Genomic DNA, 22,956 nt, shown 5'->3' with positions numbered 1-22,956 from the left:
CCGGCCTCTGAGAGAGTGGGGGCATGAGCGCTGCGCATACCAGTACGGGCCGGGCGTCCGGCACCATCCCGCACGTAGTCGTCATCGGTGGGGGCATCTCGGGGCTGGCGGCGGCACACCGCCTGCTCGAAGGCGGCGCGCAGGTCACCGTCCTGGAGTCGTCGGACCGGCTGGGCGGCAAGCTGCGCGCGGGCGAGATCGCGGGCGTACCGGTCGATCTCGGCGCCGAATCGATGCTGGCCAGGCGGCCGGAGGGGGTCGACCTCGCGCGCGCCGTCGGACTCGGCGACCGGCTGCAGCCGCCCGCCACCGCTGCCGCGTCCCTGTGGACCCGTGACGCGCTCCGCCCGATGCCCAAGGGCCATGTCATGGGCGTCCCCGGGGACCTCGCTCCGCTCGCCGCGTCCGGAGTGATCTCCCCTGCCGGTCTGGCGCGGATCTCCGAGGACGAGGTGCTGGCGCGGACCGAGACCGGCGAGGATGTCGCGGTCGGCGAGTATGTCGCGGCCCGGCTCGGCCGCGAGGTCGTCGACCGGCTCGTGGAGCCCCTGTTGGGCGGGGTGTACGCGGGTGACGCGTACCGCATCTCGATGCGTGCCGCGGTCCCGCAGCTCTTCGAGGCCGCGCGGTCGCACCGTTCGCTGCTGGACGGCGTACGGGCCATCCTGGCGCGGTCCGCCACCACGGTCCACCAGACCGGGCCCACCGCGACCGGCCCCGTCTTCATGGGCATCGACGGCGGCATCGGGACGCTGCCGGGAGCGGTGGCCGACGCCGTGCGCGCCGCGGGCGGCGAGATCCGCCTCGACGCCGCCGTACGGGAACTGCGCCGGGCCGGCGCCGACGGCTGGCAGGTGTGCGTCGAGGACCGGGTGATCGAGGCGGCCGCGGTGATCATGGCGGCCCCGGCCGACGCGGCGGCCCAGCTGCTCCGCCACGACTGCCCGGCCGCCGCCACCGAGTTGGACACCGTCGACTACGCCTCGATGGCGCTGGTCACCATGGCCTTCCGCCGCTCCGACCTGGGCAGCGTCCCCGCCGGCAGCGGCTTCCTCGTACCGCCCGTCGACGGGCGCCGGATCAAGGCCTCGACGTTCGCCAGCCACAAGTGGGGCTGGATCGGGAACGCCGATCCGGACCTCTTCGTGCTGCGCACCTCCCTCGGCCGGTACGAGGACGACGCCGACCTCAAGCGCGACGACTCCGAACTGGTCGATCTCTCGCTCGCCGACCTCGGCGAGGCGGTCGGCCTGCACGCCCGGCCCGTCGCGAGCACGGTCACCCGCTGGCAGGGCGGCCTGCCGCAGTACGCCGTCGGCCATCTGGAGCGGGTGGCCAGGATCCGCACCGCGGTCGCCGGGCTGCCGGCGGCGCTGCGGGTGTGCGGCGCGGTCTACGACGGTGTCGGCATCCCGGCCTGCGTCGGCTCCGCGCGCCGCGCCGCCGACGACATCCTGGCCACCCTGGCGCCGGACTCCTCGGGCGGCGAGTGAGAATGGATGACATGACAGACGCTTCCACCCCCGCCACCGCTCCCGAGAAGACCCCGAACGCCGGCAAGAAGGCGAAGGACCTCAACGAGGTCATCCGCTACACCCTCTGGTCGGTGTTCAAGCTGCGTGACGTCCTCCCGGAGGACCGCAGCGGCTACGCAGACGAGGTCGAGGAGCTGTTCGCTCAGCTCTCCGCCAAGGACGTCGTCGTCCGCGGCACCTATGACGTGTCCGGTCTGCGCGCCGACGCCGACCTCATGATCTGGTGGCACTCGGAGAGCTCGGACGCGCTCCAGGAGGCATACAACCTCTTCCGTCGCACCCGTCTCGGCCGTGCGCTGGAGCCGGTGTGGTCGAACATGGCGCTGCACCGCCCCGCCGAGTTCAACAAGTCGCACATCCCGGCCTTCCTGGCCGACGAGGAGCCGCGCGACTACGTGAGCGTCTACCCCTTCGTGCGCTCCTACGACTGGTACCTCCTCCCCGACGAGGACCGCCGACGGATGCTCGCCGACCACGGCAAGATGGCCCGCGGCTTCCCGGACGTCCGCGCCAACACGGTGCCGTCGTTCTCGCTGGGCGACTACGAGTGGATCCTGGCCTTCGAGGCCAACGACCTCTACCGCATCGTCGACCTGATGCGTCACCTGCGCGCCTCCGAGGCCCGGCAGCACGTCCGCGAGGAGATCCCGTTCTACACGGGGCGCCGCAAGCCGGTGGCGGAGCTGGTCGCGGGTCTGGCGTAACCGGGACGGACGCCGCGTCCGGCCGGGGTCCGGGGGTTGCTCCCCGGGTGATGCGGTATCGGGCGCCGGGCCGTACCGAGCCCCGTGCACGGAGTACTGCGGGCCGCCCCCCTGGGGACGGCCCGCAGTGGTTTGCCGCGTCGGGCGCTACTTCTTCACTTCTTCACTTCCTGACTTCTTCCGCTTCGCCGCGGACGGCACGGGTTCCGCGCGCGGTGCGCAGTACACCCGGTCTCCCGGGACCTTCCCGTGCAGCAGGTACGCCTCCGTGTACTTGTTGACGCAGTCGTTGTCGCTGAGCGCGATGCCGTGCGTACCGGCTCCCTTCTCGGTGACCAGCGAGGCACTGCCGTGCAGCCGCCGCTGGAGGTTCAGCGCCCCCGGATACGGCGTCGCCGCGTCCCGCTCGGCCGCCAGCAGCAGCACCGGGGGCAGCGCGCCCGGTGCCGTCTGGATGTCGAGGGGCGCGGGCCCGCCGTGCAGCGCGTCGTCGAGCCCGGTCGCGGCCGCATGGCCGGTGGCGTCGGCCAACCTGTCCAGCCCGTCCGGGACGGCCACCGGGTCCCCGGCGCGGGTGCCCTCCCCGGCGAGCCGGCCGGTGGTCCGGTCGAGTGCGTCATCGAGCCCGGCGGCGGCGAACTCCGACCGTTCCGGCCAGAACGCGCAGGGCAGATTCATCCAGGCGTTGTCCCATGTCTCGAACGGCGCCACCCGGGCGACCTTCGTGTTGTCGCGGTCCCAGGTGCGCCAGTCGCGCGGCCAGGGTGCGTCGTTGCACTCGACCGCGGTGTAGACGGCGTTGCCGTTCTCGTCCTCCTTGGCGCCGCCCGCCTTGGGCGACGCCTGGTCGATCAGCGGCTGCGGGTTGCCGTGCAGATAGGACGAGAGCGCCGCCGCGCGCATCGGCCAGTAGGCGTCGTTGTAGCCGGTCTTGAGGTACGCCGCCTGGAGCTGCGCAGGGCCGATCTTGCCGTTGACGGGCGAGCGCCGGACCCGCTTGAGCGCCCTGTCGTACGAGTGCTGCACGGCCTTGCGGGTCTTGCCGAGGTGGTAGTGGGCGTGGTGCTTGGCGACCCAGTGGAGCCAGTCGCCCCAACGGTGCTCGAAGGCGATGTTCTGATCGAGGTTGTTGGCGTACCAGATCTGGCCGGGATCAGGGTTGACGATGCTGTCGAAGACCATGCGGCGGACGTGGCCGGGGAAGAGCGTCGCGTAGATGGCGCCGAAATACGTCCCGTAGGACGCGCCCATGAACGTCAGCTTCTTCTCGCCCAGCGCGGCCCGCACCATGTCCAGGTCGCGGGCGTTGTTGACCGAGTTGTAAAAGGGCAGGTCGGCGCCCGCATTACGGGCGCACCCGCGGGCGTACGCCTTCGCCTGTGCCACCTTCTTCCGCTTGAATGCCTCGCTCGGGTACCGCTGGGTGTCGGTCGGCGTCTTGGCGTACTCCTCCGGGTTCTGGCAGGAGAGCGGTGCCGAGCGGCCGACACCGCGCGGTGCGTATCCGACGAAGTCATAGGCGCGGGCCGTTCTGCGCCACTTGGCGAGCGCGCCGTAGAGCGGGAAATCCATGCTGGTCGCGCCCGGGCCGCCGGGATTGAAGATCAGCGCGCCCTGCCGTTCGCCGGGCGCGGTGGCCTTGATCCGGCTGACGGTGAGGTTGATTTTCTTGCCGTCGGGCCGCGCGTAATCGAGCGGCACGGCGACCGTGCCGCACTGGACGTGCGCCGGCAGATGCTCCACGGCCGGGCATTTGCCGAAGGCGATGGGGTGCGGAACGGGGGCGGGGGGTGCGGCGGACGGGCCGCTGGCGCCGCCCGCCGGGGCGGTGGCGAGCGCGGTCAGAACCAGCGACCCGATGGTGCCGTACAACGCGAGTGCTCTCACGAGCCGTCCCTTCGTATGGTGCGTGGCGCACGGCGAGAGGCTCACTCCACTAGGCCGCACGGTGTGCATACAAAAGGGATAGTTGGGGCGGTGGTTGCCGATGTAAAGCACCTGGCACCGGTGTCGGCAGCTATGCCCCGGAAGAGTGGCGGGCGGCCCTCGGCGCGGGTTCGGAAAAGCGCTCCGGGACCGGGTGAGGCGAGTGCGACCAGTGTGGCCCCGGCGCGTCCCTCTTGGCGGCCGACGACGCGCCGCACCATCCGCTCGCCCGCCGCGGTCGCCCAACTGGCGGACACGGGGACCTCGATGGCTTCGCTGCGGGGCGCAGTGGCATGGACTGCCGCGCCCGGCCGCGGCGCAACGGCGTCAGCTGCCGCGCCCGGCCGGCCGTCAGCTGCCGCCGCCGCAGCCGCCCCCGCCGCCGCACGATGAACCGCCCCCGCCGCACGACGATCCGCCGCCCCCGCAGGACGACGCGGCCCCGCACGAAGAGCTGCCGCACCCGGAGCCGCCGTCCGACGAGCCGCACCACGACGTGCCCGACCCGTCGCCCGGCGATATCCCACCGGAGTCGGAGCCGGACGAGCCGGAGGAGGCCGAGGCCGAGGCCGTCGTGCGATGCGCCTCCGCAAGATGCTGCCGCAGCGCCTCGTCGGCGATCACCGCCGCCCCGCCGAGCGCCACCAGGGATGCCACGGACTGCACCGCTCCGGGACGGTGGGCGGCACGGGCGGCTCCCAGCGCACGGAGACCGGCCTTGGTGACCCGGCGGCCGCACACCGACTTGCAGACCGCGCCGACGACGATGCCGGCCAACACGCCGGGCATGATCCTGAAGACGGTCGGCGCCTCCGCCAGATCGCCGCTGTCGGCGTCCGCGAAGGTCAGCAGCAGGCCGACGAGGAACACCACCACACAGGCCGTCACCTGGGCGGTGGCCCACCGGCGCCATCCCTGACCGAATCCGGGACGTCGCATCAGGCCGCGGGCCGCCAGCCGGTCGCCGATCTCCTGGACCGCCGGGCTGCGCATCGTATGGCCGCGCACCGCGGCCAGCGCCCCACCGGGTGTCCGGGCCACCGAGTCCAGCACCGCGGCCTCGACCGCGTCCTGGGCGAACGCCTGGCGAACCGTCACCACGCCGGGGCCGCCTACGGCCAGCCGGCCGTCCGCGTGCATGCCGGCGAGCGCGGCGTCCGCCACCCGCCCCGGGCCACCGGCGAGAAACGCGATCTCCCCCATGTCGTGGGTCCGGGCGTAGACGGCACGGCCGGACGGCGGCCCTGCCGCCCGGACGGCCCGGACCGTGCCGGTGACCAGTACCAGCGACGAGGCGCAGATCCCCAGATTCGCGGCGAGTACGAAGGACATGGCCGTCACCCCCGGTGCAGCGCGCGCCGGACGGCGTCCGCGAGACGTGAGACGGGGCTCGCCGACGGCGGCCTGGGCCCGGCGCGATCGCGCCACCACCGCGTCAACTCCCGCCGCGCCTCCGCGTCCTCGGGGCGGCCCTGGGCCAGCAGATACGCCGCGAAGTCCAGGGCGTCCTGCCGGTAGCCGCCGCCCATGGGCCGGTGGCCGGCATAGCCGAGGAACGCGGCCCGGTAGTCCGCGCCGAGGATCTCGGGCAGTTCGGGAGCGACCTTGGCGACGACGGACGCCCGCTTGGCGGTCAGCGCCCGGCTCTGCACCCGCAGCCGGGCGCCGTCGAAGCCCTCCGGTGCGGGCGTCCCCGCGACCAGCGCGGACAGCAGCGCGGTCTGCGCGAGCGCGAGACGCTGCCGCGCCGCCTCGGTGGAGCCCGCCGGAGCGTCCACGCCGCCCACGGCCCCGTCGGGCAGGGCGTCCCTGCCGCCCCCGGACCGCTCCGTCACGGGCTCAAGCCGCCTGGACATGACGGGCCTCCTTCAGTACGGCGCGTATCGCGTCGAGTTCCCCGGCCAGCTCCCCGGCCTCGGGGAAGTCCTCGTCCCGCTCCAGCAGCACGCCGGGCGGCGTGGTGCGCGCGCAGAGCTCGGCGAGCACATCCAGCACCGGCTGGGTCACCGGGTGGGCGTGGCTGTCGTGCCACACCCCGTCCCGCTCCACGCCGCCCGCGACATGGACGTACGCGATGGCCTCGACCGGCAGCTCGTCCAGGGCGACGGCCGGGTCCTCGCCCCGGTTGACGTGGTTCGTGTGGAGGTTGGCGACGTCGATGAGCAGCCGGACACCGGTCCGCTCGACCAGCTCGTACAGAAACTGCCCCTCGGTCATCTCCTCGCCCGGCCAGTTGATGAGCGCCGCGATGTTCTCCAGTGCCAGCGGCACCGGCAGCGCGTCCTGGGCGATCCGTACGTTCTCGCACAGCACGTCCAGGGCGTCGCGGGTGCGCGGCACCGGGAGCAGATGTCCGGCCTCCCTGAGCGGTGAGGCGGTGAGCGGTCCGCCGGCGCGGACGAACGCGATGTGCTCGGTGACCAGGGGCGCGCCGAGGGTCTCGGCGCGCTCGGCGAGGGCGGTCAGCCGCCCGGCGTCCGGCCGGTCCGCGCCGCCGAGGCCGAGCGAGACACCGTGCGGGACGACGGTCGTGCCGCGCTCGCGCAGCTCCTGCAGGGCCGCCGGCAGATGGCCGGGACAGAGGTTCTCGGCCACCACCTCCACCCAGTCCACACCGGGCAGCCCGGCGATCTCCGCGGCGATCTCCGGCCGCCAGCCGATCCCCGTACCAAGGCGCTTCATGCTTCCCCCTCTCGCTCTGTGGTGTCGGTACTCATGGCCAGTTGAGACCGGCCGAACCCTGCGCATGCGGGGTTCAGAGCTTGATTTGAGCTTCCCGCGCCTCACCCCCCTTCAGAGACCGCCCCCGTGAGAGCCGCCCCCTAGAGCTGTCCCCGCAACGCGGGATGATCGGCGACCACCGTGCACGATCCCGCCTCGATCTCCGTGAACCCCGCATCCCGCACCACCGGCAGCCCACTACGGGTCAGCGCCGCCCAGGACTCCCGCTCCGCTGACCGCACGGCCAGCGGGAAGCCCGCCGCCCGCCATGCCGCCCGCTGCTCCGTGCCCAGCTCCCACCACGCGAGCTGCGCACCGTGCCCCACCTGCGCCATCTCCTTGCCGGCCGACATCTCCAGCTCGGGATTGAGCCACAGCACCGGCTGATCGGTGCCGGGCTCGGCCGGCCGCAGCGGATCATCCAACTCCGTCCCCGACACCTGGAGCCGCGCCAGATCCTTCGGCCAGCCGTCCAGCGGCACCGGCGGGAAGACCCGCACCTCCGCGCTCGCACCGCGCACCGTGATCCCCGGCAGCGCCGCCGCGCGCCGCCACTCCGCGCCGCGCGCCCGCCGCACGACCTTCCGGATCCGGGCGTCCTGCCAGTCCCGCACCGCCTCGGCCCACTCGCCGTCGCCCACCGCCCGCTCGTCCGACAGCAGCACGAGCACCGCCCGCGCCGCCGTCTCCAACGCGTCCGTACGCGCCGGCGGCGCCGCCTTCTCGATCCGCGCGACGAGCGGCAGCACGAACTGCGGGGCCGCGTCCCGGTCGGTCTCCTCATGGCGGAACGGGCCGCTGCTCCCCGCCGCCCCGTCGGGGTCGCCGGTGCTGCTGGGGTCGGTGGTCTCGGTGCTGGTCACGCGGCCAAGTCTGCCAGCCGCCACTGACAAGCCGCCCCGCCGGCCGCCGGCTGCCGTTCGCCGGCCGCCGGCCGCGGATCCGCCCGAGCGGTCCGTTGCCGTACGCCGCATCCACGGCCGCCCGTTCCCCGTCACGGCCTAGCATCCAGGCCCATGAACAGTGACCTCTTCGCCTCCGAGAACATGGCCAAGCCGGCGACCGCGCCCGGCATGACGCAGCAGAACGCAAAATCGCTCAAGTACGCCCTGGACGGCGAGTGTTACGCCCGCCAGGGCGCGATGATCGCCTACCGCGGCGACCTGCAGTTCGAGAAGCAGGGACAGGGAGTCGGCAAGTTCCTCAAGCGCGCCGTCACGGGCGAGGGGCTGGCGCTGATGGCCGTACGGGGCCGGGGCGAGGTGTGGTTCGCCCATGAGGCCGCCAACTGCTTCATCATCGACCTCGCCCAGGGCGACGGCATCACCGTCAACGGCCGCAACGTGCTGTGCTTCGACCCCTCCCTCGCCTACGAGATCAAGGTCGTCAAGGGCGCCGGAATGGTCGGCGGCGGGCTCTTCAACTCCGTCTTCACCGGCCACGGCAAGCTGGGCGTGATGTGCGAGGGCAACCCCATCGTCATACCCGTCGCACCGCAGGCCCCGGTGTTCGTCGACACCGACGCGGTGGTGGGCTGGAGCAGCTCCCTGCAGACCTCGCTGCAGCGTTCGCAGAGCCTCGGCTCGATGCTCCGCGGCGGCTCCGGTGAGGCCGTCCAACTCCGCCTGGACGGCGAGGGTTTCGTCATCGTAAGGCCGAGTGAGCTGCGCCCCGAGAAGGCGGCCGGGAACTGATCCGCGCCGGCGCCCGGGAACTGATCCGCCGGCGAGACGTTGAGAAGGTGAGAAGGGCTGGGGGAGCCGGGGGAGGTGCGGCAACGCATGAGGCTGGACGGGGTGGGGCGGCGCTACGGGGTGAGCGGGCCCTGGGTGCTGCGCGATGTGCATCTTGAAGTGCCCGCGCGTGCGCTGTTGCGCGTCGAGGGCACCAACGGCAGCGGGAAATCCACCCTGTTGCGGCTGTTCGCCGGGATCGACCGGCCCAGCGCCGGCCGCATCACCGGGCGCCCGCGCACCGCGTACGTCCCCGAACGCTTCCCGGGCGCGCTCCCCTTCACGGCCCTCGGCTACCTCACCCACCTCGGGCGCGTCCACGGCCTGCGCGGCCCCGACGCGGCCCGCCGCGCAGGCGAGTGGCTCGAACGCTTCGGGGCGGCCGGGCATGCGCGTACGCCGCTGGCCAACCTCTCCAAAGGCACCAGCCAGAAGGTCGCGGTCGCCCAGGCGCTGCTCGCCCGGCCCGAACTCCTCGTCCTCGACGAGGCCTGGACCGGCCTGGACCCCGGTGCGCGCGACGTCCTGGACCGCGCGGTCGCCGAGCGGATCGCGGACGGCGGCACCGTGGTCTTCGTCGACCACGACCCGCGCCGCCTGGAGGGCGCGGCCGACGCGCGCTATCGGGTCGCCGACGGGCGCCTGCTCGCAGAGGCCGGCGGGGCGGTCTCCGGCGCCGCGGTCGCGGCCGGCCCGCGAGTGATCATCGAGGCCGAGGGGGCGCCGGGCAGCGCCCCCGATCGGCTACGGGAGCGCGGCGGCCAGGAGCTGCCCGGCGCCCCCGACATCACGGCCGGCCCGGACGGCACGACCCGGCTCACCGTCCCGGCCGTCCACTCGGACGCGCTGCTGCGGGCCCTGCTCACCGCCCGACCGCCCTGGCACATCCGCTCGGTCGCGGCAGCCCCGAGCCCTGCCACCCCCGATGACCAGCGCATAACTCCCGCCCCCACGCCCAACGCGCCCGCTCACGTCCACCCCCACTCCGACGAGGCTCCGCTCCCGTGACCGCTCTCCTCCGCTATCAGGCGGCCCTGCTGATCGGCTCGCACCGCTGGCTGCCGCCGGTCATCCTCTACGCGGCGTATCTGGCCGTCGGCGTCCAGACCGGCGGCCCGATCCTCGATTCGTTCGGCTTCGCCGCCGCCGGACTGCTGCCCGTCGCGGTGTGGCTGACCCGGATCTGTGTCACCAACGAGCCGCCGGCCGCCCGCAGTTGCGCCGCTGCCGCCACCGGCCCCGGCCGCGTCCATCTCGCCTGCGTGCTCACCGCGACGGGCGCGGCCTCGCTCCTCGCGCTCCTGGGCACGGCGTTCGTCGCGCTGTCCGCCGACCCGCACTCCTCCGTCGGCCGTGTCCCCGTCCCGGTCCCCGCCGCGACCGGTGCGGGGCTGCTCACCGCACTGGCCTGCGTACTGCTGGGGACGGCGATAGGCGCGCTGTGCAACTGGCCGGTCCTGCGCAGCCCCGGCGCCGCGATACCGGCCGGGCTGCTCGCCGCGCTGGTGCTGAGCGTGGTGAGCGCCTCGCCCGCCAACGCCGCCGTATCGGGGCTGGTGACCGGCTCTGCGAGCGGCACCATCAGCACCCCCTGGCTGCCGCTCGCCGCCACCCTGCCGATAGCGGCCGCCGCCACCGCGGTCGCCTGCGCCCTGAGCTCCCGCCGTACATGACCCGGGCGGGCGCGGGCGGCTGCCGGGACCGCCCGGGTGACCCCTCGGCGTAGGCTCTGCCTCATGTCCGACACCGACGAGCCCACACCCCGCGGCGCCGGCCCCGCGCAGGGCGGCTGCTACACCGATGCCGACGTCGACATCGACGCAGGCTCGTCGGAGGCCGCAGCTCACGGGGCCGCGGCGGGCCCGCCGTACGCGGACTGTGTCCAGTGCGGCGAGCCCACCGAGTACCCCGTCGCGCGGCCCGGCATCGTCCTCTGCCCGGTGTGCGAATGGCAGGAAGCCCAGCGCTCGGCCTGTTCCGGCTAGGCCCCGTCCGCCGGCCGGGTCAGTGGCGCCAGGGGCCGGTCACCGCGAACGTGGTCCCCGGCGTGTAGCAGTTGACGTACATCGTGCCGTGGTCGGGTGAGAAGGTCACACCGGCGAACTCGCCCCACTCCGGCTCCTCCGGGGTGCCGATGTTCTGCCGGCCGCGTGCCATGGCGTAGACCTCGCCGCGCCGGGTGAGGCCGTAGACATGCTGGGCGCCCTCGCCGTCCTCGCAGACCATCAGGCCGCCGTTGGGTGCGAGGCAGATGTTGTCGGGGGACTCGCCGGGGAGTTGGAGGTCGCTGTCCGGGCCGAAGACGACGACCTGGGTGAGGCGGCGCCGCTTCGGGTCGTACTTCCACACCTGCCCGTAGTGGTCGGCGGCCGAGCCGTCCTTGCTGTGCGCGAAGCTGGAGATGAAGTAGACGCAGGAGCCGCCCCAGTAGCAGCCCTCCAGCTTCTGGGCGTGGGTGATGCCCTCGGGGCCGAAGTCCTGGAAGCGGATGGGGGTCCGGCGGGCCAGCGGGTCGGGGACGTCGACCCAGGTGACGTGGTCGAAGGTGGCGCCCGGCTGCTGCACGGTGGACAGGTCGGGCACGCCGGGGACGCGCAGCGCCTGGAGGCGGCCGCCGGCGCGCAGTGAGCCGCGGCCGCCCAGCGGCTTCGCCGGCAGAAAGCGGTAGAAGAGCCCGAACGGCTTCTGGAAGGCGTCCTCGGTCTCGTAGACGGTGCCGGTGCCGGGATCCACGGCGATCGCCTCGTGCTGGAAGCGGCCCATCGCGGTCAGCGGGACGGCGCCGGTGCGGCGCGGGTCGTACGGATCGACCTCGAAGATGAAGCCGTGGTCCTTGGTGTAGTTCTCCTCGCCTGCCCGGAACTCGGTTTCCTCGCAGGTCAGCCAGGTGTTCCAAGGGGTGTGGCCACCCGCGCAGTTGGTGGATGTGCCGGCGATGGCGACGCGTTCGGAGCGGACGTTGTCGTCCGCGTCGAGCTCCAGGGCGGTACAGCCGCCCTCGCCTCCGGGGTCGTACGTCAGATCGCGGACCCGGGGGACGGGGGAGCGGGACGCCGTACGGTTCTCATGGTTGCGGACGAGGTGGCGGCGGCCGCCCCGGCCGGGGAAGGCCGACATGCCGTCGCAGTTGCTGGGAACCTTGCCCTCGCCGGACGGCAGCGGGTCGCCCTCCCGGGAGAGGACCTTGTAGCGGAAGCCCTCGGGGAGGTCGAGCAGGCCGTCGGGGTCCGGAACCAGTGGTCCGTAGCCGCCCTGTCCCATGCTCTGGGCGGTGGCGGTCCCCGCGAAGATCTCCGAGAGGCTGCCGGCGAAGGCGATTCCCGCGCCCAACACACCGGTTCTGGCCAGGATCTGACGTCGTGTCGCAGACATGGGCAACTCCCTGTTGGCGGACAGGTGACGTGACCCGCATGTGTGTATCACGCACCCGGGCCGCCGGGAACCGTCCGCGAAGCGCCGTTCTCGATGTGTCGCCGGAGCGCCGTTTCGGCAGGGCCGACGACCCACCCGACAGGCCCTAGTGGGCCACCAGCGGCCCCGCGTCGCGTGCCAGCGCCGTCAGACGGGAGATGGCGCGGAAGTACTTCTTGCGGTAGCCGCCGCGCAGCATCTCCTCGCTGAACAGCTCGTCGAAGGGCTTGCCCGAGGTCAGCACCGGCACCTCGCGGTCGTAGAGCCGGTCCGCGAGGACCACCAGGCGCAGTGCGGTGGACTGGTCGGGCACCGCCTGGACGTCGGTGAGGCAGACGGCCTGGATGCCGTCGCACATCGCCCCGTACCGGCTGGGGTGCACCTTGGACAGATGCTCCAGGAGGGTGGGGAAGTCGTCGAGGGAGGCGCCCGGAGTGCGGTACGCGGTACGGGTGACGGTCTCGTCGTCGTACGGGGCGGGCGCCTCGGGCAGGCCGCGGTGGCGGTAGTCCTCGCCGTCGATGCGCAGCGGGCGGAAGTGGGCGCTCAGTCCCTGGATCTCGCGCAGGAAGTCGGCGGCGGCGAACCGGCCCTCGCCGAGTTTGCCGGGCAGCGTGTTGGAGGTGGCGGCGAGCGCCACCCCGGCGTCCACCAGCTTGCCGAGCAGGGTGGAGACCAGGACCGTGTCGCCGGGGTCGTCCAGTTCGAACTCGTCGATGCACAGCAGACGGTGGTCGCCGAGGGTGCGCACGGTCTGCTGGAAGCCGAGGGCGCCGACCAGGTTGGTCAGCTCGACGAAGGTGCCGAAGGCCTTGCGCTCGGCCGGGGCGGGGGTGGCGTGCCACAGGGAGGCCAGGAGGTGGGTCTTGCCGACGCCGTAGCCGCCGTCCAGGTAGACACCGCGCGGACCCTTGGGTGCGGCCTTCTTGGGGGACTTGCCGAACCAGCGTCGTTTGCCCGTCTCCGTCCCGCCGTCGATGCTCGCGGCGAAGCCGCTCAGGACCTCGACGGCGGTGGCCTGGCTGGCCTGGTTCGGGTCCGGGAGGTAGGTCTCGAAGCGGGCGCCCTGGAAGCGCGGCGGCGGCACCATCTCGGCGACCATGTGCTCGGCCGGGACGTGCGGGGCGCGTGCGGTGAGCGCGGCGGGGGTCGCGTCGCTCCCGCCGGCCGGCTCTCCGGCTATGGGGGCGGGCGGCGGGGACGAGGACTGGGAAGGTGACACAGCCGTCCAGCCTAGTCGCTGTGCGACACCGAGTGGTCAGGCGAGCGAGCCATGTCACACTGCCGCCATGCGACGCCTGTTCCCCCATTCCGCCCCGTCCCTGCCCGCCCCTGACACCGCGAGCCCGGTAGCGGTCCCCGACTCCGTGGACCGCGAGTGGACGCTGGAGGAGCTGGCCGACGCGTACGGATATCCGGAGGCGGACGATCCGGTGCGGGCGGGGCGCACCGGGTGGCTGCGCGCGAACATGGTCTCCTCCATGGACGGCGCGGCCCATCACGAGGGCCGCTCGCAGCCGCTCTCCAGCGACGCGGACATGCGGATCTTCGGTGTGCTGCGGGGTCTCGCGGACGCGGTGGTGGTCGGGGCGGAAACGGTCCGCCAGGAGGGGTACCGGCCGGCTCGCGCCCGCGAGGCGTTCGCCGCCCGGCGGGCCGCGGCGGGGCAGGGTCCGGCCCCCGCCATCGTGGTGGTGACGGCCGGCCTGGGGCTGGATTTCAGCCTGCCGCTGTTCGCCGCGCCGCTGGTCCCCACCCTGGTGCTGACCGGCGCGGGCGCCCCCGCCGACCGGGTGCGCGAGGCCCGCGCGGCGGGTGTCGAGGTGCTGTTCGCGGGCGAGGGCCTCGGCGTCGATCCGGAGCGGGTGGCGCCGACGCTGGCGGAACGGGGGCACACCCGGCTGCTCACCGAGGGCGGCCCGAAGCTGCTGGGGCAGTTCGCGGCGGCCGGGGCGCTGGACGAGATGTGTCTGTCGCTGGCTCCGGTCGTTGCTGTCGGTGACGCGCCGCGGGTCATGAACGGTCCCGCCGTTGCGGTTCCCGAGCGCTTCGCCCTGGTCTCCGTGCTGGAGGAGGCCGGGTTTCTGTTCACCCGCTACCGTCGGTCCTGAATATCAACGGAATTACCCGTTCCGCTTAGCTTCCGTTGGGCACACTTAAGGCCAACAGGCCCCGAGTGGCGACGGGGCAGGATGGTTTCTGTGGGCGCCGCGCCACGTGACGCCCGGAAGAGGAGAAGGGCGCCCGTCGTGTTCACGAGCGTATTGATGATCGAGAAGCCCCTGACGCCCGCCGACGTGGAGTTCGTGAGCACGCTGCACGGCGACGACCCGACCTCCTTCGTCGTCCTCATGCAGCCGCGCGGCAAGCAGGACATCCTGCTGCGGGCGATCGACGACGTCGCGCTCGGCGAGTTCGACGACGCCGTGCGCGAGGGCGCGGAACCCTCGGGACCGCTCGCCGACCGCGCCCTCTCCCAGACCCTCGCCGCGCTGCGCGCCAAGGGCGCCGAGGCCATCGGGCAGGTCGTCGAGGAGCACCCGATCGACCTGCTGAAGTCCGTCGTCGAGCAGACGAAGGCCGACGAGGTGATCGTGCTGACCACCCCGCACTTCGTCGAGGAGTTCTTCCACCGCGACTGGGCCTCCCGCGCCCGCCACAAGGTCGGCGTGCCGGTCCTCAAACTCTTCTCGCACGCGGCCGACGACCGGCCGCAGGACGCCGGCGGGAGCTGAGCTGGCCGCCCGGCGGACGGGGCGCCCACCCGACGGGACGGCCGCCCACCCGGACGGCGTACGCACGCCTCACAGGCTCGCGACCATCCGCGGACGCAGCCGCCCGTCCCGCATCTCGGCGGCCTCGTCCACCGCGTCCAGATGCGAGCGGTCGTGCGTGACCAGCACCGTCGCGGTGGCGCGCTGGTGCGTGAGCGTGGTCAGCAGATCCAGCACCGCCGCGCCCCGCTCGTGGTCCAGCGCGCTGGTCGGCTCGTCCACCAGCAGGACGGCCGGATCGTTCATCAGCGCCCGCGCGATATTGATCCGCTGCCGCTGCCCGCCGGACAGCTGGTGCGGCCGGCGGCCGGCCAGACCGTCCAGACCGACCGCCGCCAGCAGCTCCAGCGCCCGCGCCCTGGCCTTACGGGGCGAGCGGCCGTCCAGGTGCGCCATGACCTGGAGCTGCTCGGCGGCCGTCAGGGACGGCAGCAGGTTCGGCTGCTGGAAGACGGTGCCGATCGTGGTGCGGCGCAGCCGGGTCAGCTCGGCGCGGCTCATCCCTGCGGTGTCCGTACCGTCGACCACCACCCGCCCGCCGTCCGGGGCGATCAGCGTCGCGGCCACCGCCAGCAGGCTGGACTTGCCGGATCCGGACGGGCCGACCACCGCGGTGACGCAGCCCGCCGGCACGGTCAGCGAGACCGCGTCCAGCGCGGTCAGCCGGGCGCCGCCATCGGGATAGGTGAGGGTGACATCGGTCAGTTCGAGGCTCATCGGGCGCTCCCCAGGGCGGTCAGCGGGTCGACGGACGTGATGCGGCGGATGGACAGCGCGGCGCCGACGGCACCCAGCGCGATCATGATCAGAGCGGGCACCAGCACGGTGGACGGGTCCAGTACGAACGGCACGGTGCCGCTCACCCCGGCGCCCACCCCGGCCGCGACGGCGGTGCCGAGGCCCGTACCGATCACCAGCAGGACGACCGCCTGGCCGAGCGCGTCCCGCAGCAGCGAGCCGGTGGAGGCGCCCAGCGCCTTCAGGACCGCGACATCGCCGCCGCGCTGAATCGTCCACACGGTGAAGAAGGCGCCGATGACCAGCGCGGAGATGGCGAACAGAAAGCCGCGCATCAGCTGGAGCGAACCGTTCTCGGCGGTGTACGAGCCGATGGCCTTGAGGGCGTCGTCCGTGGTGACCGTGCGGGTGCCCAGCCGCTTGTCGGCGGCGGCCAGATCGGCCGCGGCGGTGGTGGACAGGGCGAGCACCGTCGCGCCCCCGGAGCCGCCGGGCCCGCCGGCCAGCTTCCGCCAGTCGCCCAGCGACGTCCAGACCACCGGCGTATGGCTGTACATCGCCGTGCCCGAGACCGCCGCGACCCGCACTTCACGGCCGCCCAGCGCGAGCGTGTCGCCGGCCCCTACGCCGAGGGACGCGGCGGCCTTCGCGGACAGCACCGCCGTGCCGTCCCCGACCGGCCCGGCGCCCGGCGCCAGGGGCGACCCGGAGCGCACACCGAACACGGACAGCGCCGCCGTACGGGCGCCCGCCGCCGCCTTCGTCGTGGCGATCCCCAGCGGCTCGGCCCGCCGTACGCCCGGCACCCGCGCCCAGTCCCGCACGGTCCCTTCCGGCAGCCGCGAATCGGTGAACGCGACGGCGCCGCCCTCGGCGGGGGCCGAGAACACCAGGTGGTCGGCGGGCAGCGAGGTGATCGCGGAGGTGTTCTCCCGGCCCAGGCCGGCGGTCAGCCCCGACAGCAGACCCACCAGCACCGTGATCAGCACGATGACGGTCCCCATCAGGGCGAACCTGCCCTTGGCGAATCTCAGGTCTCTCCAGGCGACGAACACAGGCGCGGCCATCCTCGGCTCCGTGCGCCGGGCCCACTGCCCGGCAGCTGGATCCACCGTCGCCTGCCGCCGGGGCCCCGCGCATCGCGCCCAGGAGTGGTTGATCGCTGTCGAAAGATGCAGCCCGGCTTCCACCTTTTGATTGATGCCGGGGCGGGGGCGGGCGCTTAACCTGGGGAATCCGGGCCGGAGAACAGCGACCACCGCTGTCCGGGCGAGCAGTGCCTCGACGGGCGGTTCCGGAACTGCCTCGACGAGCAGTACCGGAACGAGCAGTGCCCGAACCAGCAATGGCCGATGACGCCGTGACCGAAGAAGCCGTGAACGATCACTCCCTCACCCCCGTCCTGCGGGTGCTGCGCATGTGCCTCCATCTGATGGTGGCCGCCCTGCTCACGCTCGCCGCCGTACGGGCGGTCGCCGGCCACGCCCCGGACGCGCCCGCCGTCCTCACCACCGCCGCCGCGCTCTTCGCCCTCTACGCCGCCGGCCCCTCGATGCCCCGCCTGCGCACCTCCACCTCCGCCGCCGCCCTCTGGCTCGCGGCCGTGGCCCTCGTCTGGATGGTGCTGCTCGCCCTCACCCCCGACGGCATCTGGCTGGCCTTCCCGCTCTTCTTCGTCCAGCTGCATCTGCTGCCGACCCGTGGGGCGCTGCCCGCCGTCGCCGCCACCACGGTCGTCGCCATCGCCGGATTCGGCTGGCACACCCACACCCTCACCGTCGGCACGGTCATCGGCCCCTTCCTGGGCGCGGGCGTCGCGGTCGCCGTCGTCCTCGGCTACCAGGCGCTCTACCGGGAGAGCGAACAGCGCCGCCGCCTCATCGAGGAGCTGACCGCGGCCCGCAGCGACCTGGCCGCCGCGGAACACGCCGCCGGTGTCCTCGCCGAGCGCGAGCGGCTGGCCCGCGAGATCCACGACACCCTCGCGCAGGGCCTCTCCAGCATCCAGCTGCTGCTGCGGGCCGCCGAACGGGCCATACCGGAGCGGCCGGAGACGGCCCTGGGCCACGTCCGGCACGCCCGCACGGCCGCCGTCGACAACCTCGCCGAGGCCCGCCGCTTCGTCCGCGCGCTCACCCCGCCCGACCTGGAAGCCGGCTCGCTGCCCGCCGCCCTGGAACGGCTCTGCGCCACCACCGCCCGCTCCTCGGGCCTCGCCGTGCACTGCCAGGTCTCCGGCGCCCCCACCGAACTGCCCACCCCGCACGAGGTCGCCCTGCTGCGCATCGCCCAGTCCGCGCTCGCCAACACCGTCCAGCACGCCGCCGCCGACCGCGTCGAACTGACCCTCAGCTACATGGACACCGAGGTCGCCCTGGACGTCGTCGACGACGGCGCCGGCTTCCTCCCGGCCGAGGCCACAGGACCCGGCTCGGCGGCCGTCCCCGGCACCGGCTTCGGCCTGGCCGCGATGCGCGCCCGGGCCCGCGCCCTCCAGGGCACCCTCGTCGTCGAATCCGCCCCCGGCGAGGGCACCGCCGTCGCCGTCACCCTGCCGTGCCCCGCCGCCACCCCGGAGGCCGCCCCGTGACCGTCCCGGAGTCCCCCATCCGGCTGCTGCTCGCCGACGATCACCCCGTCGTACGCGCCGGGCTGCGCGCCGTCCTGGAGACCGAACCGGACTTCGAGATCGTCGCCGACGTCCCCACCGCCGAACAGGCCGTCGCCCTCGCCGCGCAGCTCGACGTCGACGTGGTCCTGATGGACCTTCAATTCGGCGGCCGGATGCTGGGCTCCCAGGCCACCGCCTCAATCACCGCCCGTGAGGGCGCCCCGCGTGTCCTGGTCCTGACCACGTACGACACCGACGCCGACATCCTCGCCGCCATCGAGGCCGGCGCCACCGGCTACCTCCTCAAGGACGCCCCGCCCGAGGAGCTCGCCGCCGCGGTCCGGACCGCGGCGGCCGGAAAGTCCGCGCTCGCGCCCGCCATCGCGCTGCGCCTCATGGACCGGATGCGCGCCCCCGCGACCGCGCTCTCCCGCCGCGAGACCGAAGTCCTCCAGCTGGTCGCCGACGGTCTGTCCAACGCCCAGATCAGCAAGCGGCTCTTCCTCAGCCAGGCAACCGTAAAGTCCCACCTCGTCCATATTTACTCCAAGCTGGGTGTCGACTCCCGAACCTCCGCGGTCGCCGCCGCCACCGGACAGGGGCTGATCCGCCGCTGAGCGGCGTCTCGGCGCAGGCTGTCAGTGCCGGGTGCGAGAATCATCAACGGCAGCACGCTCGACCGCACCACGCTCGCGACGATCAGGGAGACCCACCCATGGCACCCGCCATCCCAGCCTCGATGGACCGGCCGCACTTCATCGGTATCGGCGGAGCCGGCATGTCGGGCATCGCCAAGATCCTCGCGCAGCGCGGCGCCCAGGTGGCGGGCAGCGACGCCAAGGACTCCGCGACCGCCCAGGCCCTGCGCGACCTCGGCGTCACGGTCCACATCGGCCACGCCGCCGACCACCTCGCCCCCGACGCCACCAGCGTCGTCGTCTCTTCCGCGATCCGCTCCGACAACCCCGAGCTCGCCGCCGCCCACGAGCGCGGCATCCCGGTCGTGCACCGCTCCGACGCACTCGCCTCCCTCATGGACGGCCTGCGCCCCATCGCCGTGGCCGGCACCCACGGCAAGACGACGACGACCTCCATGCTCGCCGTCTCCCTCGGCTCGCTCGGCCTCAAGCCCTCCTACGCCATCGGCGGCGACCTCGACGCCCCGGGCTCCAACGCCGACCACGGCGCCGGCGAGATCTTCGTCGCCGAGGCCGACGAGAGCGACCGCAGCTTCCACAAGTACGCGCCCGAGGTCGCCATCGTCCTCAACGTCGAGCTGGACCACCACGCCAACTACGCCTCGATGGACGAGATCTACGAGTCCTTCGAGACCTTCGTCGGCCGGATCCGCCCCGGCGGCACCCTCGTCATCGCCGCCGACCACCCCGGGGCCCGCGAGCTGACCGCCAAGATCTCCGGCCGGTACGACATCGAGGTCGTCACCTACGGCGAGTCCAAGGACGCCGACGTCCGTGTCCTCAAGGTCAACCCGCGCGGCCTGACCAGCGATGTCACCGTCATGCTCACCAGCGGCAAGATCCTCACCTTCACCGTCTCCGTCCCCGGCCGGCACTACGCCCACAACGCCGTCGCCGCCCTCGCCGCCGGCGTCGCCCTGGGCCTGCCGCCGCACAACCTCGCCTCGGCGCTCGGCACCTACACCGGCGTCAAGCGCCGCCTCCAGCTCAAGGGCGAGGCGGGCGGCGTGCAGGTCATCGACTCCTACGCGCACCACCCCACCGAGATGACCGCCGACCTGGAGGCCATCCGCGGTGCCGTGGACGAGGCGTCCCGGGTTCTGGTGGTCTTCCAGCCCCACCTCTTCTCCCGCACCCAGGAGCTCGGTGCGGAGATGGGCCAGGCCCTCGCCCTCGCCGACGCCTCCGTCGTCCTGGACATCTACCCGGCCCGCGAGGACCCGATCCCCGGCGTCACCAGCGCCTTGATCATCGACGCCGCGCGCACCGCCGGCGCCGACGTCACCGCCGAGAGCGACCAGGCCGCCATCCCGGACGTCATCGCCGGAATGGCCAGGCCCGGTGACCTTGTTCTCACCATGGGCGCCGGCGATGTCACCGACCTCGGCCCGGCGATCCTGACCCGCCTCGACCGCTGAGCTGAGGAGCCACCAGATGCCGTACGAGATCGACAAGCCCGACGAGCAGTGGCGCGCCGAGCTGACCCCCGCGGAATACCAGGTACTCCGCCAGGCCGGCACCGAACCCGCCTTCGCCGGTGAATACACCGACACCAAGACGGCGGGCGTCTACTCCTGCCGCGCCTGCGGCGCCGAACTCTTCCGCTCCGACACCAAGTTCGAGAGCCACTGCGGCTGGCCGTCCTTCTACGACCCCAAGGACTCCGCAGCCGTCGAACTCATCGAGGACCGCAGCCACGGCATGGTCCGCACCGAGGTGCGCTGTGCCAAGTGTGGTTCCCACCTCGGGCACGTCTTCGCGGGCGAGGGCTACCCGACGCCGACTGACCAGCGGTACTGCATCAACTCGATCTCGCTGCGACTGGCTCCGGACGAGGCGTGAGCGGCTGTACGTAGCGGCAAAAAGGTCCTCCGGCCAGTGTGTGTCGCCACTGACCGGAGGGCCGGGGGATCTTGCCGAACAGGAGACCGCCGTCCCGGTGCGCCGGGACGGCGGCGGTCAGCGGCGGGTCAGCGGACCGGTTCGAGGTGGAACATCACGCTCTCCGCGGGTACGGAGATGGGGTGCTCGCCCACGAGACGCCAGCCGGCCTCTTCGAAGACCGGGCGCCACTCCTCCAGGGTGGGGAGGTAGTCACCCATCACCGCGTGGGCGAACTCGAACGCCATGCTGAACACGGGCATCTCGGTGTCCGCGTACGCCGTGGTCCGCGTCGCGTCCGCGAGCAGGAAGTGCTTCAGGTCGGGGAAGACCTCGCGTATCCGGCGCAGCGACGCGACCGCTTCGGCGCGGGGCCAGAAGTCGTGGCCCATCATGAACGAGGTCAGCAGGTCGACCCCGGCGTATTCCGGGCGGGGTTCGAGTGCCGTGGCATCGCCCTGAGTGATGCTGATGCGGTCCGACAGGCCCGCATCAGCCACCGACTTGGTGGCGACCTCGATGGCTCCGTCGGCAGCGTCGATGCCCAGGCCCCGCACACCTTCCCTGGACCGGGCCAGCTTGATCAGCCGCTCGCCGCTGCCGCAGCCCAGGTCGGCGACGTGCGTGAAGTCCAGCTCGCTCACCACCGGCCAGAACACCGGGTCCCACCACTCGGCGTTGATCTCACGGCAGGCCACGCTGATCGCCGCCGCGTCGCGCCGGTAGAAGGAGCCCTCGCGGTTCTCCACGCGGATCAGGTCGGGGAGCGTGGCGAACAGCTCACCGCAGCCCCGTGTCGTCCAGTGGAACAGCGACTTGGCGCGGTCCGCCTCGTCGAAGTTCGAGCCGGGCCGGACCTTGCTGCCCTCCCGCTCGACCACCTCCGCCGCGGCCAGCGCACGGAACAGCTCCTGCATCGAGCGCGCGTCCAGTCCTCGTTCGGCCGCGAACGCCTCGGCGTCCAGGGGGCCTTCCGTGCGCAGTGCGTCGAAGACGCCGACCTCCCATGCCGCGCTGATGGCCGAAGCCGCCACGGCGTGGTTGTACACCTCGTTGATCGTCGTACTGGCCTTGCTCATGCCGCACCCCTCGTTGTCATCATTTTTGGCAAGCGTTGTGGACGGAGGTCCGTCCGCGGCGCGTGTTTGCGCCTCGTAGTTGTTCCTCAGAACCGCGGATGAGCCGTACGGCGCATCTCGAGGTCTGCTCATATCCGGTCCGTTTCCTGTGTCAGTCATTCGCCCCTTGCCCATTCGCTCGTTCGTCGACAGGTAATGGACTTTCGCCAATTGGCAAGGGGACCGGGCATCGGATGACGCTTCACACGAGAACTTCGTGAAGCCCATTGGTGATGTGGTCGAAGACGGCCTGCTCGTGCCGGTGGATGAAGAAGTGGTCGTCGTCCACGAGATGCAGCCGGAATTCGCGGTCCGTGTGGTCGAGCCAGCTCTCCACCGACCAGGTGGGCACCTGCGGATCGCGGGTCCCGCCCAGCGCTGTCACCGGCACGGTCAGCGGGGCCCGCGGGCGGTAGCGGTAGCTCGCCAGCACGGAGAAGTCGGCGCGGATGCGTGGCAGGCACAGGTCGAGGAGGTCCTTGTCCTCGAACACCTCCTGCGGGGTGCCGTTGAGCCGTCGCACCTCCGCGACGAATTCCTCCCTGGGCAGATCGTGAATGCGCCAGCCGGGGCGTTCCACATCGGGCGCCGCGCAGGCGGAGACCGCAAGCAGTTCGGCCGGTCGGCCCGTCAATTCCCCCAGGCGGTGGGCGAGTTCGTATGCGAGCAGGCCGCCCATGCTGTGTCCGAAGAGGGCGTAGCGCTCGCCCGTCCAGGGAGCGATCGCCCGCGCCAGGCGCTCGGTGAGGGTGTCGAAATCGTGCTCCGGCGGCTCATGGAGCCGGTTCTCCCGGCCCGGGAGCTGCACGGGGACGAACATCGCGCCCGAGGCGGGGCGCCGGCTCCAAGAGCGGTAGAGGCCGGCGCCACCGCCCGCGTACGGAAGGCAGAAGACGCGTACCGGCGCTTCGAGATCCGGGGTGCCGAAGGGGAACAGGACACACGGATCGTCAACCGTGGTGCTCATGTGGTCCTTTCGCAAACAAGTCGCAGGCAAGCCGCAAGCACGTCGCAAGCAAGTCGCGAGAAAGTCGTAGGAAATCCGCTGAAGTTTCGCGGAGGTGGGGCGCTTTTCGAGCTGCGCCTTTCAGAATGAGGTCTCGTGA

21 protein-coding genes and 1 pseudogene are annotated in these 22,956 nt (G+C 72.7%); 12 read left to right on the top strand and 10 right to left on the bottom strand.

Features of this window, described 5'->3' with window-relative positions:
* Window positions 1-23: 23 nt before the first annotated feature.
* Window positions 24-1,493 carry a protoporphyrinogen oxidase gene (gene hemG / locus FCH28_RS25435; protein ID WP_136742463.1) on the top strand — a complete coding sequence of 490 codons (1,470 nt, stop codon included), beginning with the start codon at window positions 24-26 and terminating at the stop codon, window positions 1,491-1,493.
* An 11-nt stretch (window positions 1,494-1,504) separates the two neighbouring features.
* Window positions 1,505-2,239: a hydrogen peroxide-dependent heme synthase gene (gene hemQ / locus FCH28_RS25430; protein WP_136742462.1), complete on the top strand. Its 735-nt coding sequence runs from the start codon at window positions 1,505-1,507 to the stop codon at window positions 2,237-2,239.
* Window positions 2,240-2,386: 147 nt separating this feature from the next.
* On the opposite strand, the gene FCH28_RS25425 is transcribed toward hemQ, so the two are convergent.
* From FCH28_RS25425 to FCH28_RS25410, 4 genes and pseudogenes are all read right to left on the bottom strand, one after another.
* Window positions 2,387-4,126, bottom strand: a complete 1,740-nt coding sequence (locus FCH28_RS25425) for an alpha/beta hydrolase (RefSeq protein WP_246103177.1) — start codon at window positions 4,124-4,126, stop codon at window positions 2,387-2,389.
* Window positions 4,127-4,516: 390 nt separating this feature from the next.
* Window positions 4,517-5,497 carry a TIGR04222 domain-containing membrane protein gene (locus FCH28_RS25420; RefSeq protein ID WP_136742461.1) on the bottom strand — a complete coding sequence of 327 codons (981 nt, stop codon included), beginning with the start codon at window positions 5,495-5,497 and terminating at the stop codon, window positions 4,517-4,519.
* A 5-nt stretch (window positions 5,498-5,502) separates the two neighbouring features.
* Window positions 5,503-6,847, bottom strand: a pseudogene (locus FCH28_RS25415) (MbnB/TglH/ChrH family RiPP precursor modification enzyme).
* A 140-nt stretch (window positions 6,848-6,987) separates the two neighbouring features.
* Window positions 6,988-7,749: a peptidyl-tRNA hydrolase gene (locus FCH28_RS25410; RefSeq protein ID WP_425471992.1), complete on the bottom strand. Its 762-nt coding sequence runs from the start codon at window positions 7,747-7,749 to the stop codon at window positions 6,988-6,990.
* Window positions 7,750-7,902: 153 nt separating this feature from the next.
* Between FCH28_RS25410 and FCH28_RS25405 the strand changes: the two genes are divergently transcribed.
* From FCH28_RS25405 to FCH28_RS25390, 4 genes are all read left to right on the top strand, one after another.
* A complete protein-coding gene (locus tag FCH28_RS25405) occupies window positions 7,903-8,580 on the top strand; it encodes an AIM24 family protein (RefSeq protein ID WP_136742459.1) in 678 nt (225 codons plus the stop codon).
* Between the two features lie 87 nt (window positions 8,581-8,667).
* Entirely contained in the window at window positions 8,668-9,627 is a 960-nt protein-coding gene (locus tag FCH28_RS38575; protein WP_136742458.1) for an ATP-binding cassette domain-containing protein, read from the top strand.
* Window positions 9,624-10,292, top strand: a complete 669-nt coding sequence (locus FCH28_RS38570) for an ABC transporter (RefSeq protein ID WP_136742457.1) — start codon at window positions 9,624-9,626, stop codon at window positions 10,290-10,292. Before FCH28_RS38575 ends, FCH28_RS38570 begins: the two co-directional genes overlap by 4 nt.
* Before the next feature lie 63 nt (window positions 10,293-10,355).
* On the top strand, window positions 10,356-10,604 hold the full coding sequence (locus FCH28_RS25390) for a hypothetical protein (RefSeq protein WP_136742456.1): 249 nt from the start codon (window positions 10,356-10,358) through the stop codon (window positions 10,602-10,604).
* Between the two features lie 19 nt (window positions 10,605-10,623).
* On the opposite strand, the gene FCH28_RS25385 is transcribed toward FCH28_RS25390, so the two are convergent.
* A complete protein-coding gene (locus FCH28_RS25385) occupies window positions 10,624-11,991 on the bottom strand; it encodes an alkaline phosphatase PhoX (RefSeq protein WP_136742455.1) in 1,368 nt (455 codons plus the stop codon).
* A gap of 145 nt (window positions 11,992-12,136) precedes the next feature.
* Window positions 12,137-13,252 carry a cell division protein ZapE gene (gene zapE / locus FCH28_RS25380; RefSeq protein ID WP_187363917.1) on the bottom strand — a complete coding sequence of 372 codons (1,116 nt, stop codon included), beginning with the start codon at window positions 13,250-13,252 and terminating at the stop codon, window positions 12,137-12,139.
* 67 nt (window positions 13,253-13,319) lie between these two features.
* On the opposite strand from zapE, the gene FCH28_RS25375 reads away from it, so the two are divergent.
* Together FCH28_RS25375 and FCH28_RS25370 are read left to right on the top strand one after the other, a co-directional pair.
* The gene (locus FCH28_RS25375) at window positions 13,320-14,141 is read left to right on the top strand and encodes a pyrimidine reductase family protein (RefSeq protein ID WP_136742454.1); all 822 of its coding nucleotides are present in this window, start codon (window positions 13,320-13,322) and stop codon (window positions 14,139-14,141) included.
* A 156-nt stretch (window positions 14,142-14,297) separates the two neighbouring features.
* A complete protein-coding gene (locus FCH28_RS25370) occupies window positions 14,298-14,765 on the top strand; it encodes an indole-3-glycerol phosphate synthase (protein ID WP_187363916.1) in 468 nt (155 codons plus the stop codon).
* Between the two features lie 69 nt (window positions 14,766-14,834).
* Here the strand turns inward: FCH28_RS25370 and FCH28_RS25365 are convergent, their stop codons facing one another.
* Window positions 14,835-15,521 (bottom strand): ABC transporter ATP-binding protein, encoded by a 687-nt coding sequence (locus tag FCH28_RS25365; protein ID WP_136742452.1) that lies wholly within the window; start codon window positions 15,519-15,521, stop codon window positions 14,835-14,837.
* A complete protein-coding gene (locus FCH28_RS25360; protein WP_136742562.1) occupies window positions 15,518-16,597 on the bottom strand; it encodes an ABC transporter permease in 1,080 nt (359 codons plus the stop codon). Before FCH28_RS25360 ends, FCH28_RS25365 begins: the two co-directional genes overlap by 4 nt.
* Before the next feature lie 290 nt (window positions 16,598-16,887).
* Here FCH28_RS25360 and FCH28_RS25355 point away from each other — a divergent pair, with 290 nt between their 5' ends.
* The 4 genes from FCH28_RS25355 (at window position 16,888) to msrB (ending at window position 20,693) form a co-directional block, all read left to right on the top strand.
* Window positions 16,888-18,132, top strand: a complete 1,245-nt coding sequence (locus tag FCH28_RS25355) for a sensor histidine kinase (protein WP_136742561.1) — start codon at window positions 16,888-16,890, stop codon at window positions 18,130-18,132.
* The gene (locus FCH28_RS25350) at window positions 18,129-18,770 is read left to right on the top strand and encodes a response regulator (protein ID WP_136742451.1); all 642 of its coding nucleotides are present in this window, start codon (window positions 18,129-18,131) and stop codon (window positions 18,768-18,770) included. Before FCH28_RS25355 ends, FCH28_RS25350 begins: the two co-directional genes overlap by 4 nt.
* A 98-nt stretch (window positions 18,771-18,868) precedes the next feature.
* Window positions 18,869-20,269, top strand: coding sequence for a UDP-N-acetylmuramate--L-alanine ligase (murC, locus tag FCH28_RS25345; RefSeq protein WP_136742450.1), 1,401 nt, complete (start codon window positions 18,869-18,871; stop codon window positions 20,267-20,269).
* 16 nt (window positions 20,270-20,285) lie between these two features.
* Window positions 20,286-20,693 (top strand): peptide-methionine (R)-S-oxide reductase MsrB, encoded by a 408-nt coding sequence (gene msrB / locus FCH28_RS25340; protein ID WP_136742449.1) that lies wholly within the window; start codon window positions 20,286-20,288, stop codon window positions 20,691-20,693.
* Between the two features lie 128 nt (window positions 20,694-20,821).
* On the opposite strand, the gene FCH28_RS25335 is transcribed toward msrB, so the two are convergent.
* Together FCH28_RS25335 and FCH28_RS25330 are read right to left on the bottom strand one after the other, a co-directional pair.
* Complete coding sequence (locus FCH28_RS25335) at window positions 20,822-21,811, bottom strand: class I SAM-dependent methyltransferase (protein WP_136742448.1); 990 nt, start codon at window positions 21,809-21,811, stop codon at window positions 20,822-20,824.
* A gap of 241 nt (window positions 21,812-22,052) precedes the next feature.
* Window positions 22,053-22,817 (bottom strand): thioesterase II family protein, encoded by a 765-nt coding sequence (locus FCH28_RS25330; RefSeq protein ID WP_136742447.1) that lies wholly within the window; start codon window positions 22,815-22,817, stop codon window positions 22,053-22,055.
* Between the last annotated feature and the right edge of the window lie 139 nt (window positions 22,818-22,956).

The organism is Streptomyces piniterrae, from assembly GCF_005048155.1.
GTDB lineage: Bacteria > Actinomycetota > Actinomycetes > Streptomycetales > Streptomycetaceae > Streptomyces > Streptomyces piniterrae.
Note: the sequence above shows the minus strand (reverse complement) of the source record. Positions and strands in the feature narration are given on the sequence as shown.